Below are 12177 nucleotides of genomic sequence, written 5' to 3'. Positions count from 1 at the left end.
GTTTGTTTTTTAAGCTATTGGCATTCATTGTTGATATGCTTCCTGTTTTTTCTAAATATATATTTCGTGTTTTTTTAGAAGATCCTTAAGATAATCTTTCCCCTATCAATATATTAATTAAATCTACATTTACTCATTAGTAAAATTAAATTGAATCAGGGGAGTGAAAACATCACTATTCGACCCCACACCAACGAATACATTTTTTACGACCTGTTTTTTTGGATCGCATGCCGTATTCAATGGCTGGGTATAAATAATTGCTATTGACTGAATCAATGTATTGCAATGTTTATATTTTTAATTATTTATGGTTTAAGGACAAATAATGAGTAAGTTTGTAAAAACAGCTATTGCTGCAACAATGGTAATGGGTGCGTTCGCTTCTACTTCAACAATCGCCGCTGGCAACAATGGTACAGCACGTTTCTACGGCACCATTGAAGATTCCCCGTGCTCCATCGTTCCTGATGATCACAAACTGGAAGTTGATATGGGTGACATTGGTTCAGGGATCCTGAAAAACAACGGGACTTCTACACCGAAAGCTTTCCAGATCCATCTGCAAGACTGTGTGTTTGACACCCAGACAACGATGACCACTACCTTCACCGGTAACGCGTCTTCTACCAACAGCGGCAATTACTACACCATTTACAATACCGATACTGGTGCGGCATTTAACAATGTCAGCCTGGCCATTGGTGACGCTCAGGGAACCTCTTATAAAAGCGGCGCGGGTATCGAACAGAAAATCGTAAACGATACGGCGACCAACAAAGGCAAAGCGAAGCAGACGCTGGACTTTAAAGCCTGGCTGGTGGGCGCTGCTGATGCGCCAGATTTAGGTAATTTTGAAGCCAACACGACCTTCCAGATTACTTATCTCTAAGTGATACCCCCATAGCTTTCGGGCTATGGGGTTTTTAAATGGAATTCGCGCAAATTATAATAATTACGGATGGATACGTGTATGCCTGACCATTCTCTTTTCCGACTGCGGGTACTTCCCTGCTAAGTTGCATTGGCAATGTCCGGGAGTTATGTCAATGCCTGGGCTGAAGATGAAATTCAGTTTGATTCCCGTTTTCTGGAGTTAAAAGGCGACACAAAAATCGATCTGAAGCGATTTTCCAGCCAGGGTTATGTCGAGCCTGGGAAATACAATTTACAGGTTCAACTAAATAAACAGCCGCTGACGGAAGAATACGATATTTACTGGTACGCCTCTGAGAACGATGCCAGTAAAACCTATGCCTGCCTGCCGCCTGAACTGGTCGCGCAGTTTGGCTTAAAAGAGGATGTGGCAAAAAACCTGCAATGGATCCACGACGGCAAATGCCTGAAACCCGGTCAACTGGAAGGCATTGATATTAAAGCTGACCTGAGTCAGTCAGCGTTAGTCATTTCATTACCCCAGGCTTACCTTGAATATACCGACATCAACTGGGATCCGCCTTCACGCTGGGATGACGGTATATCTGGTTTAATTGCTGACTACAGTATTACCGCTCAGACACGACATGAAGAAAATGGCGGGGATGACAGCAATGAAATTAGCGGCAACGGGACGGTTGGGGTGAACCTCGGCGCATGGCGTCTGCGAGCCGACTGGCAGACTGATTATTTGCATAGTAAAAGCAATGATGACGATGTTATCAACGGTGATGACACGCAAAAAAACTGGGAGTGGAGCCGCTACTACGCCTGGCGAGCCTTACCGTCGCTAAAAGCCAAACTTGGCCTTGGCGAAGACTACCTTAATTCTGATATTTTCGACGGCTTTAACTACGTGGGTGGCAGTATCAGCACCGACGATCAAATGTTGCCGCCGAATCTGCGCGGCTATGCGCCGGATATCTCCGGCGTGGCGCACACCACCGCGAAAGTGACCGTCAGCCAGATGGGCCGCGTGATTTACGAAACGCAGGTTCCGGCGGGGCCGTTCCGCATCCAGGATCTTGGCGATTCTGTCTCCGGTACACTGCACATCCGCATTGAAGAACAGAACGGCCAGGTGCAGGAATATGACATCAACACCGCCTCGATGCCGTTCCTGACCCGCCCCGGCCAGGTGCGCTATAAGCTGATGATGGGCCGCCCGCAGGAGTGGGGGCATCATGTTGAAGGTGGTTTCTTCTCCGGCGGCGAAGCTTCATGGGGGATTGCCAACGGCTGGTCGCTCTACGGCGGGGCGCTGGCAGATGAACACTATCAGTCGGCGGCGCTTGGCGTCGGTCGCGATCTGTCTGTGTTTGGTGCGGTCGCCTTTGATATCACCCACTCGCATACCCGTCTGGATAAAGAGACCGCCTACGGTAAAGGTTCACTGGACGGTAACTCGTTTCGCGTGAGCTATTCCAAAGACTTCGATGAACTGAACAGCCGCGTCACTTTTGCCGGATACCGCTTCTCGGAAGAGAACTTCATGACCATGAGCGAGTATCTCGATGCCAGCGACAGCGAAATGGTGCGCACCGGCAACGACAAAGAGATGTACACCGCCACCTACAACCAGAACTTCAGGGATGCCGGTGTATCTGTTTATCTCAACTACACCCGCCATACTTACTGGGATCGCGACGAGCAGACCAACTACAACGTCATGCTCTCTCACTACTTCAACCTGGGCAGTATCCGCAACATGAGCATTTCCATGACCGGATACCGCTACGAGTATGATAACCAGGCCGATAAAGGTGTGTACATATCGCTCAGCATGCCGTGGGGTGACAGCAGCACCATCAGCTATAACGGCAACTATGGCAGCGGTTCGGACAGCAGTCAGGTGGGGTATTTCAGCCGTGTCGATGACGCAACTCACTACCAGCTGAACGTGGGCACCAGCGACAAACACTCCAGCGTTGACGGCTATTACAGCCACGATGGATCGCTTGCGCAGGTGGATCTCAGCGCCAACTACCATGAAGGGCAGTACACCTCAGCGGGGATTTCACTCCAGGGCGGGGCGACGCTCACCGCGCAGGGTGGCGCGCTCCACCGCACCCAGAATATGGGCGGCACGCGTCTGCTGATTGATGCCGACGGTGTGGCCGGTGTTCCGGTGGAAGGAAACGGTGCGGCGGTTTACACCAATATGTTCGGTAAGGCCGTGGTGGCAGACGTCAACAACTACTACCGCAACCAGGCGTATATCGACCTTAACAACCTGCCGGAAAACGCCGAAGCCACCCAGTCCGTGGTGCAGGCGACGCTTACCGAAGGGGCCATTGGCTACCGTAAGTTCTCGGTGATCAGCGGGCAAAAAGCGATGGCGGTACTGCGTCTGCAGGATGGCAGCTATCCGCCGTTTGGCGCGGAAGTGAAAAACGACAGCGCGCAGAACGTCGGTCTGGTTGACGATGACGGCAACGTCTACCTCGCGGGCGTCAAACCTGGCGAGCATATGATCGTTTCATGGGGCGGTGTGGCCCACTGCGATATTCATCTGCCTGACCCGCTGCCAGCCGATCTGTTCAATGGCCTGTTACTACCATGCCAGCAAACAGGGGCGATACCTTCCCCGGTGCCCAATGAAATTAAGCCGGTGATCCAGGAGCAGACCCAGCAGGTGATGCCAACGGAAGCGCCGGTATCGGTATCCGCCAATTAATAACGTGATTAAGGAATGATCCATGACGAATCTATTTTGTTCTGCCAGAACGGCCGCAACGACGCTGGCGTTACTGATAACTGCCGCCAGCCTGTCAGCACAGGCCTCTGTCACCCCGGACCGTACACGCCTGACTTTTAACGAAAGTGATAAATCAATCAGCGTCACGCTGCGCAATAACGACCCGAAAATGCCGTATCTGGCACAAAGCTGGATGGAAGACGAGCAGGGTAACAAGATTAGCTCGCCGCTGACGGTACTGCCGCCGGTGCAGCGCATCGATTCCATGATGAACGGTCAGGTGAAGATACAGGGCATGCCGGATATCAACAAGCTGCCTGCCGACCGCGAGAGCGTGTTCTATTTCAACGTGCGTGAGATCCCGCCGAAATCGAACAAACCCAACACGTTACAGATTGCGCTGCAAACGCGCATCAAGCTGTTCTGGCGACCAAAGGCGCTGGAAAACGTCAGCATGAAAAATCCATGGCAGCATAAGGTGACCTTAACCCGCAGCGGCCAGGAGTTTACTGTCAATAACCCGACGCCGTACTTCGTGGTTATCAGTAACGCTAGTGCACAAAAAAATGGCAATCCGGCAGCGGGATTTTCCCCCATGGTGATATCGCCAAAAACCTCTGTGCCGTTAAAAGTCAAAATGGATAGCGTCCCGGTGCTGACCTACGTTAACGACTATGGCGCACGGATGCCGCTGTATTTTAAATGTGGCGGCGATACCTGCCAGGTGGATGTAGAGCAGAGCCGCAAAGGCTGATGCCGGGAGAAACTTATGAGTCACAAGTTTTTAGCGGGCGCGGGGTTTCTGGTATTCAGTCTCTGTAGTTTCCCTGTTATGGCTGGCAGTAAAACCGTGGAGTTAACTCTGCGCGTGTTAGTGGATGCACCGCCGCCGTGTTCCGTGAAGGGAAGCGCGGTGGAATTTGGCAATGTGTTCATCAATAAGATTAATGGCACCAATTACCGACAGGATGCGAAATACACCCTGAGCTGCGGCAATAAGGCCAGCGATGACTTACAAATGCAGCTTAAAGGCAATACCGCCGTTATCAACGGAGAAACGGTTCTCAGCACGAATATCGCTGGCCTGGGAGTGCGGATTGAAAACGCTGCCGATAATTCCCTGTTTGCGGTCGGTGAAAATACCTGGACGCCTTTCAACTTTAACACCCAGCCACAGCTGAAAGCGGTACCGGTAAAGCAGAGCGGGGTGCAGTTAACGCCGTCGGAATTTAACGCCAGTCTGACCATGGTGGTTGATTACCAATGAAAAAACTCACGCTTATTTTACTGTGCGCATGCTGGGGCTCGGCTCTGGCCACCGACGAGGACATCACATTCCACGGTACGCTGATGTCACCGCCCGCATGTAGCATCAGCGGCGGGCAAACCATCGAAGTGCAGTTTCGCGATCTCATTATCGACAGCATTGACGGCAATTACGGTCGTCAGAAAGTGGACTACGAACTGAGTTGCGACTCTGATGTCCGCGATCCTGAGTGGAATATGACGCTCACCTGGACGGGGACCGCAACCTCCTACAACGACTCTGCTATTGAGACGAGTGTGCCCGGTTTCGGAATTGAGCTTCAGCACGACGGTCAGCGTTTTAAGCTCAACGAGCCGCTTTCCATTAACGCCACCGATTTTAGCCAGAAGCCGAAGCTGGAGGCGGTGCCGGTAAAAGCGGCTGACGCGGTGCTGACGGACACGACTTTTTCTGCTTACGCAACGTTACGGGTGGATTACCAATGAAAACAGAACGCACTTATTCGCCCAGTTACGCGCTGTTAGCGGGCCTGCTGCTGACCGCCAGCACAGACACTTTCGCCGTGGACAACAACCTGCATTTTTACGGCAACCTGCTGAGTAAATCCTGCACGCTGGTGGTGGATGGTGCCAATCTGGCAGAAATCCATTTTCCCACCGTCAGCAACCGGGATTTGATGGTAGCCGGACAGTCCGCGCACCTGCCGGTTGTGTTTAAGCTGAAAGACTGCAAAGGGCCGGCGGGATACAAAGTCAAAGTCACGCTGAGCGGCACCGAAGACAGCGGTCAGCCGGGTTTTCTGGCAGTCGATGACACTTCCACCGCGCAGGGCGTGGGGATAGGAATGGAAACGCTCGACGGAACACGGGTGGATATTAACAACCCCACCGGGGCGACCTTTGCGCTTATCAACGGTAACAATGAGATTAATTTCAAAGCCTGGATCCAGGCGAAAAGCGGTCGCGATGTGACGATCGGTGATTTTACCGCCTCTTTAACTGCGACATTTGAGTACATTTAACATGAAAATACTACGATGGTTGTACGCTCTGATAATACTTATTTCTGCTACAGAAGGTCTCGCTGCCGTGCATAGTGTTACCACTTACTACGGCATTGGTCATGATATATCAGCTACCATTTCATATAGCCTGAAAATCATGATGCCTTCGGGAGTCTACAATGGAGAATATCAGTCTACTAGTGTGTTTCGCACTGGCGACTATCTACAAAATACCAGCTGGAATGGGCCACCTCCTGCACCGACAGTTAAATTGAAGAGTTACAAACAGAATCTCGATAGAGCATTATGTCCAGGTTTACCTTCTTCATGGGACTGTGGTTCGATGACGTTTGAAGTGAGCGTTGCTGTGGAGATTGAAGATGAGTTTTTTTGCCCGTGGCTAGTAGTCGTCAATGATACCGTCCAGAATACCCCGCAGAGGGGGGGGGGTGAAGTATCAGGGGCCGAATGGTTACGGCACGCTTTGCCCGACTGTTTCTGTTCAACCTTTTGATGTTTCATGGAGTGAGAATTTTGTCAGTAAGTCAAAACTACTCACCCTGCAGTCAACGGGCAGTGTGGTTGAGAAAACGCTTTCAACGTATTTAATGAAAGATGGCAAATTGTGCGACAGTTCGCAGATGGATGAAGCCGGTGGTTACTGCCGCTGGGTTGCACAGATGATAACTTTTACTGCGTCGGGATGTGATAAGGCGGAAGTCACGGTCACGCCAAGTCGACACCCTATAACGGACAAGCAGTTACACGATATGGTCGTGCGTGTTGATACCAGCAGTATGCAGCCAATCGATTCTACTTGCCGGTTCCAGTACATACTGAATGAGTTGTAGCCCTTAGAACCACCAGGCAGGGTCTTCGACCCTGCCATTCCCCGCTCCTGGCGCAATGCGCTCAACAATTCACGGCAACTCCGGCGGTAGCCACTCTTCCACTTCAATCAACACTAACAACGCTGCATCTCCGCCGTACTCTTTCGGCGCCTGGTGAAATGCCATTACATGCGGATGTTGCGCCAGCCACAGCGGCGTTTGCTGTTTTAAAATATGCTTCCCGTGCCCGTGCATTACGCAAGCGCAAAACACATGTTCACGGCGGCAGGCGGCAATCAACGCGCCCAGCTCCTGCTTGGCCTGCATTTGCGTCAAACCATGTAAATCGAGGAAAAGCTCAGGTGAATAATCGCCGCGGCGCAGCTTTTTCGCCTCAAAATGGTCTACACCAGGGCGTACATACTTCACCGGGCCATCAGCATTTAATAACGGTTGAAATTCGTCAGAGAAATAGTGACTGGCGTCAACCTGCTCCTGAATCAACCGTTTGACGGGCACTTCGCTGACTTTTTTACGCTGCGGCCGATGGACAATGGTGTCCTGCTTAATCTTGCGAGTCCCCGCCATCAACTGGCGAAACAGAGCCTGGTCCTCCTCGCTAAGTGTTGTTTTCTTTTTCATTTATGCGTCTCTATTTCTAATTTTCCTACAGTTTACCCGACTCGTAGCGCAATCGATCGTTTTAAACGTATTTTTCCTCACTCACCGCGCGTGAATGCTGATTTATCGTCATCTTCATGGCAAACTAGCCGCCGAAATTATTGCGATCATGCCCTGGAGGAATACGTGGATAAAATTTTCGTTGATGAAGCAGTTAATGAGCTGCAAACCATTCAGGACATGTTGCGCTGGTCGGTTAGCCGCTTCAGCGCGGCAAATATCTGGTACGGTCACGGCACCGATAACCCGTGGGATGAAGCGGTACAATTGGTGTTGCCGTCGCTCTACCTGCCGCTGGATATTCCGGAAGATATGCGCACCGCGCGTCTGACCTCCAGCGAAAAACACCGTATTGTTGAGCGCGTGATCCGCCGCGTCAACGAACGCATTCCGGTGGCTTACCTGACCAATAAAGCCTGGTTCTGCGGTCATGAATTTTACGTCGATGAACGCGTGCTGGTGCCGCGCTCGCCGATTGGTGAACTGATCAACAATAAATTTGCCGGGCTAATCAGCAAGCAACCGCAGCATATTTTAGATATGTGTACCGGTAGCGGCTGCATTGCCATTGCCTGTGCTTATGCCTTCCCGGAAGCAGAAGTCGATGCGGTAGATATCTCTCCCGACGCGCTGGCGGTTGCCGAACAGAACATCGAAGAACACGGTCTGATCCACAATGTCATCCCGATTCGTTCCGATCTGTTCCGTGATTTGCCGAAAGTGCAGTACGACCTGATCGTCACTAACCCGCCGTATGTCGATGCGGAAGATATGTCCGACCTGCCAAATGAATACCGCCACGAGCCGGAACTGGGCCTGGCATCTGGCACCGACGGCCTGAAACTGACGCGTCGCATTCTCGGTAACGCGGCAGATTACCTTGCTGATGATGGTGTGCTGATTTGTGAAGTCGGCAACAGCATGGTACATCTTATGGAACAATATCCGGATGTTCCGTTCACCTGGCTGGAGTTTGATAACGGCGGCGATGGTGTGTTTATGCTCACCAAAGAGCAGCTGCTGGCGGCCCGTGAACATTTCGCGATTTATAAAGATTAAGTAAACACGCAAACACAACAATAACGGAGCCGTGATGGCTGGAAACACAATTGGACAACTCTTTCGCGTAACCACCTTCGGCGAATCGCACGGGCTGGCGCTCGGCTGCATCGTCGATGGTGTTCCGCCAGGCATTCCGCTAACAGAAGCGGACCTGCAACATGACCTCGACCGTCGTCGCCCTGGGACATCGCGCTATACCACCCAGCGCCGCGAACCGGATCAGGTCAAAATTCTCTCCGGTGTTTTTGAAGGTGTTACTACCGGCACCAGCATCGGTTTGTTGATCGAAAACACTGATCAGCGTTCTCAGGATTACAGCGCAATTAAAGATGTTTTCCGCCCAGGCCATGCTGATTACACCTACGAACAAAAATACGGTCTGCGTGATTATCGCGGCGGCGGGCGCTCTTCCGCTCGTGAAACTGCCATGCGTGTTGCGGCAGGAGCGATTGCCAAAAAATATCTCGCCAAGAAATTTGGCATCGAAATTCGCGGCTGCCTGACCCAGATGGGCGACATTCCGCTGGAAATCAAAGACTGGTCGCAGGTCGAGCAAAATCCGTTCTTCTGCCCGGACCCGGACAAAATCGACGCGTTAGATGAACTGATGCGCGCGCTGAAAAAAGAGGGCGACTCTATTGGTGCGAAAGTCACCGTTGTTGTCAGTGGCGTTCCTGCCGGGCTTGGTGAGCCAGTTTTTGATCGCCTGGATGCCGACATCGCCCATGCGCTAATGAGCATTAACGCGGTGAAAGGTGTGGAAATTGGTGATGGTTTTGACGTCGTAGCGCTGCGTGGCAGCCAGAACCGCGACGAAATCACCAAAGACGGTTTCCAGAGCAACCATGCGGGCGGTATTCTTGGCGGTATCAGCAGCGGCCAGCAAATCATTGCCCATATGGCGCTGAAACCGACTTCCAGCATTACCGTGCCGGGGCGCACCATTAACCGCTTTGGCGAAGAAGTTGAGATGATCACCAAAGGCCGTCACGATCCCTGTGTCGGGATCCGCGCGGTGCCGATCGCTGAAGCGATGCTGGCGATCGTTTTAATGGATCACCTGCTACGGCAGCGGGCGCAAAATGCCGATGTGAAGACTGATATTCCACGCTGGTAAAAAATGAACAAAACCGCGATTGCGCTGCTGGCCCTGCTTGCCAGTAGCGCCAGCCTGGCAGCGACGCCGTGGCAAAAAATAACCCAACCTGTGCTGGGTAGCGCACAATCGATAGGCAGTTTTTCTAATGGCTGTATCGTCGGCGCTGACACGCTGCCGATACAGTCCGAACATTATCAGGTCATGCGTACCGATCAGCGTCGCTATTTCGGTCACCCGGACCTGGTGATGTTTATCCAGCGTCTGAGTAGCCAGGTGAGCAATCTGGGCATGGGTACGGTGCTGATTGGCGATATGGGGATGCCCGCTGGTGGGCGTTTCAACGGCGGTCATGCCAGCCACCAGACCGGACTGGATGTCGATATCTTTCTGCAACTGCCGAAAACTCGCTGGACCTCCGCGCAGCTCTTGCGCCCGCAAGCACTGGACTTAGTATCCCGCGACGGTAAACGCGTTGTCCCCACGCTGTGGAAGCCGGAAATTTTCAGCTTGATCAAACTCGCCGCCCAGGACAAAGACGTCACGCGCATTTTTGTTAATCCGGCGATTAAACAACAACTTTGCCTTGATGCGGGCACCGATCGCGACTGGTTGCGCAAAGTGCGACCCTGGTTCCAGCATCGCGCGCATATGCATGTACGATTACGTTGCCCTGCCGATAGTCTGGAGTGTGAAGATCAACCTTTACCGCCATCAGGCGATGGTTGCGGGGCAGAACTGCAAAGCTGGTTTGAACCTCCAAAACCGGGAACAACAAAGCCTGAGAAGAAGACACCGCCTCCGTTGCCGCCTTCCTGCCAGGCGCTACTGGATGAGCACGTGATCTAATGGAAACGTTTAATAGCCTGTTTATGGTTTCCCCGCTGTTGCTGGGAGTTCTCTTTTTTGTCGCCATGCTGGCGGGATTTATCGACTCGATTGCCGGTGGCGGTGGGTTACTCACCATTCCGGCATTGATGGCGGCGGGGATGTCTCCCGCTAATGCGCTGGCAACCAATAAACTGCAAGCCTGCGGCGGCTCTATTTCCGCCACTATCTACTTTATTCGCCGCAAAGTGGTTAGTTTAAGCGATCAGAAACTCAATATCGCCATGACCTTTGTCGGCTCAATGAGCGGCGCGCTGCTGGTGCAATACGTTCAGGCTGATGTCTTGAGGCAGATTTTGCCTATTCTGGTGATTTGTATCGGCCTCTATTTCTTGCTGATGCCAAAGCTGGGTGAAGAAGACCGCCAGCGCCGGATGTACGGTTTACCCTTCGCGTTAATTGCCGGTGGCTGCGTCGGTTTTTACGACGGATTCTTTGGTCCGGCAGCCGGATCGTTTTACGCGCTGGCCTTTGTTACGCTGTGCGGATTTAACCTCGCCAAAGCCACGGCTCACGCCAAATTGCTCAACGCAACGTCAAACATCGGCGGCTTACTGCTGTTTATTCTCGGCGGCAAAGTGATTTGGGCGACGGGCTTTGTGATGCTGGTGGGGCAGTTCCTCGGCGCGCGCATGGGTTCAAGACTGGTGTTGAGCAAAGGACAAAAACTGATCCGCCCGATGATCGTTATCGTCTCGGCGGTGATGAGTGCCAAATTACTTTATGATAGCCACGGACAGGAGATCCTCCACTGGTTGGGGATGAACTAATGAACAGTACACACCACTATGAGCAGTTGATTGAAATTTTTAATAGCTGCTTTGCCGATGATTTTAATACCCGTCTGATTAAAGGCGACGACGAACCGATCTATCTTCCTGCTGATGCGGAAGTACCGTATAACCGAATCGTCTTTGCTCATGGCTTTTATGCCAGCGCAATTCATGAGATTTCGCACTGGTGTATTGCCGGAAAAGCGCGCCGTGAGCTGGTTGATTTCGGCTACTGGTATTGCCCGGACGGACGCGATGCCCAAACGCAAAGCCAGTTTGAAGATGTTGAAGTGAAGCCGCAGGCGCTCGACTGGTTGTTCTGCGTGGCGGCTGGATATCCGTTTAACGTCAGTTGCGACAATCTGGAAGGCGACTTCGAACCGGACCGCGTGGTGTTTCAACGGCGAGTACATGCGCAGGTGATGGATTATCTAACAAATGGCATTCCGGAACGCCCGGCACGTTTCATTAAAGCACTACAAAATTATTATCACACGCCGGAACTTACGGCGGAACAGTTCCCGTGGCCGGAAGCGCTCAACTGAAGCCAGCGCCACGTTTTACAATGAGGAAAGAAGATGATCGCGGAGTTTGAATCACGCATTCTGGCATTAATCGACGGTATGGTTGACCATGCCAGTGATGATGAGTTGTTTGCCAGTGGGTATTTGCGTGGCCACCTGACATTAGCCATCGCAGAACTGGAAAGTGGTGATGACCACTCCGCTCAGGCGGTGCATACGACCGTTAGCCAGAGTCTGGAAAAAGCCATTGGTGCTGGTGAATTGTCGCCGCGTGACCAGGCGCTGGTGACCGATATGTGGGAAAACCTGTTTCAGCAGGCGTCACAGCAGTAAGTTGCGGCGTCTGGAGCACCATGCCTGATGCGACGCTTATCGCGTCTTATCAGGCCTACACGTCACACGTAGGTCGGATAAGGCGT

13 protein-coding genes and 1 pseudogene are annotated in these 12177 nt (G+C 52.1%); 13 read left to right on the top strand and 1 reads right to left on the bottom strand.

Annotated elements, in window-relative coordinates:
- The first annotated feature begins 328 nt into the window (after positions 1–328).
- The 7 genes and pseudogenes from OQV04_RS03325 to OQV04_RS03295 all read left to right on the top strand — a co-directional run bounded on the left by OQV04_RS03325 (position 329) and on the right by OQV04_RS03295 (position 6755).
- Positions 329–892 (top strand): fimbrial protein, encoded by a 564-nt coding sequence (locus OQV04_RS03325; protein WP_000033336.1) that lies wholly within the window; start codon positions 329–331, stop codon positions 890–892.
- Positions 893–1030: 138 nt separating this feature from the next.
- On the top strand, positions 1031–3613 hold the full coding sequence (locus OQV04_RS03320) for a fimbrial biogenesis outer membrane usher protein (RefSeq protein WP_274446441.1): 2583 nt from the start codon (positions 1031–1033) through the stop codon (positions 3611–3613).
- A gap of 22 nt (positions 3614–3635) precedes the next feature.
- Complete coding sequence (locus OQV04_RS03315) at positions 3636–4388, top strand: fimbria/pilus periplasmic chaperone (protein WP_274446442.1); 753 nt, start codon at positions 3636–3638, stop codon at positions 4386–4388.
- Between the two features lie 15 nt (positions 4389–4403).
- Complete coding sequence (locus tag OQV04_RS03310) at positions 4404–4901, top strand: fimbrial protein (RefSeq protein WP_032281315.1); 498 nt, start codon at positions 4404–4406, stop codon at positions 4899–4901.
- Entirely contained in the window at positions 4898–5386 is a 489-nt protein-coding gene (locus OQV04_RS03305) for a fimbrial protein (protein ID WP_032281314.1), read from the top strand. The genes OQV04_RS03310 and OQV04_RS03305 overlap by 4 nt, the downstream gene beginning before the upstream one ends.
- Entirely contained in the window at positions 5383–5922 is a 540-nt protein-coding gene (locus OQV04_RS03300; RefSeq protein WP_032281313.1) for a fimbrial protein, read from the top strand. The genes OQV04_RS03305 and OQV04_RS03300 overlap by 4 nt, the downstream gene beginning before the upstream one ends.
- A 1-nt stretch (position 5923) precedes the next feature.
- Positions 5924–6755: pseudogene (locus tag OQV04_RS03295) on the top strand (StfH/YfcO family fimbrial adhesin).
- 69 nt (positions 6756–6824) lie between these two features.
- Here the strand turns inward: OQV04_RS03295 and smrB are convergent.
- Positions 6825–7376: an endonuclease SmrB gene (gene smrB, locus OQV04_RS03290; protein ID WP_023308129.1), complete on the bottom strand. Its 552-nt coding sequence runs from the start codon at positions 7374–7376 to the stop codon at positions 6825–6827.
- 165 nt (positions 7377–7541) lie between these two features.
- Here smrB and prmB point away from each other — a divergent pair, with 165 nt between their 5' ends.
- From prmB to OQV04_RS03260, 6 genes are read left to right on the top strand one after another with little or no spacing between them, the layout of a single operon-like run.
- The gene (gene prmB / locus OQV04_RS03285; protein ID WP_001306448.1) at positions 7542–8474 is read left to right on the top strand and encodes a 50S ribosomal protein L3 N(5)-glutamine methyltransferase; all 933 of its coding nucleotides are present in this window, start codon (positions 7542–7544) and stop codon (positions 8472–8474) included.
- Between the two features lie 34 nt (positions 8475–8508).
- A complete protein-coding gene (gene aroC / locus OQV04_RS03280) occupies positions 8509–9594 on the top strand; it encodes a chorismate synthase (protein WP_032281290.1) in 1086 nt (361 codons plus the stop codon).
- 3 nt (positions 9595–9597) lie between these two features.
- Positions 9598–10422, top strand: a complete 825-nt coding sequence (gene mepA / locus OQV04_RS03275) for a penicillin-insensitive murein endopeptidase (protein WP_032281289.1) — start codon at positions 9598–9600, stop codon at positions 10420–10422.
- Entirely contained in the window at positions 10422–11231 is an 810-nt protein-coding gene (locus OQV04_RS03270) for a sulfite exporter TauE/SafE family protein (protein ID WP_000447361.1), read from the top strand. The genes mepA and OQV04_RS03270 overlap by 1 nt, the downstream gene beginning before the upstream one ends.
- Entirely contained in the window at positions 11231–11779 is a 549-nt protein-coding gene (epmC, locus tag OQV04_RS03265) for an elongation factor P hydroxylase (protein WP_001089222.1), read from the top strand. Before OQV04_RS03270 ends, epmC begins: the two co-directional genes overlap by 1 nt.
- A gap of 33 nt (positions 11780–11812) precedes the next feature.
- On the top strand, positions 11813–12091 hold the full coding sequence (locus tag OQV04_RS03260; RefSeq protein WP_000559764.1) for a YfcL family protein: 279 nt from the start codon (positions 11813–11815) through the stop codon (positions 12089–12091).
- Positions 12092–12177: the final 86 nt, after the last annotated feature.

The sequence above is a fragment of the Escherichia sp. Lx600-2 genome (assembly GCF_036662595.1).
GTDB classification, from domain to species: domain Bacteria; phylum Pseudomonadota; class Gammaproteobacteria; order Enterobacterales; family Enterobacteriaceae; genus Escherichia; species Escherichia coli.
The sequence above is the reverse complement of the archived record's forward strand: the minus strand, read 5'-3'. Positions and strand labels throughout refer to the sequence as shown.

Coding starts and splice junctions, on each gene's coding strand:
- OQV04_RS03315 (WP_274446442.1), top strand. CDS start 3,636: ATGACGAATCTATTTTGTTCTGCCAGAACGGCCGCAACGACGCTGGCG.
- OQV04_RS03270 (WP_000447361.1), top strand. CDS start 10,422: ATGGAAACGTTTAATAGCCTGTTTATGGTTTCCCCGCTGTTGCTGGGA.
- OQV04_RS03320 (WP_274446441.1), top strand. CDS start 1,031: ATGTCCGGGAGTTATGTCAATGCCTGGGCTGAAGATGAAATTCAGTTT.
- aroC (WP_032281290.1), top strand. CDS start 8,509: ATGGCTGGAAACACAATTGGACAACTCTTTCGCGTAACCACCTTCGGC.
- epmC (WP_001089222.1), top strand. CDS start 11,231: ATGAACAGTACACACCACTATGAGCAGTTGATTGAAATTTTTAATAGC.
- OQV04_RS03310 (WP_032281315.1), top strand. CDS start 4,404: ATGAGTCACAAGTTTTTAGCGGGCGCGGGGTTTCTGGTATTCAGTCTC.
- mepA (WP_032281289.1), top strand. CDS start 9,598: ATGAACAAAACCGCGATTGCGCTGCTGGCCCTGCTTGCCAGTAGCGCC.
- OQV04_RS03325 (WP_000033336.1), top strand. CDS start 329: ATGAGTAAGTTTGTAAAAACAGCTATTGCTGCAACAATGGTAATGGGT.
- smrB (WP_023308129.1), bottom strand. CDS start 7,376: ATGAAAAAGAAAACAACACTTAGCGAGGAGGACCAGGCTCTGTTTCGC.
- OQV04_RS03305 (WP_032281314.1), top strand. CDS start 4,898: ATGAAAAAACTCACGCTTATTTTACTGTGCGCATGCTGGGGCTCGGCT.
- OQV04_RS03300 (WP_032281313.1), top strand. CDS start 5,383: ATGAAAACAGAACGCACTTATTCGCCCAGTTACGCGCTGTTAGCGGGC.
- OQV04_RS03260 (WP_000559764.1), top strand. CDS start 11,813: ATGATCGCGGAGTTTGAATCACGCATTCTGGCATTAATCGACGGTATG.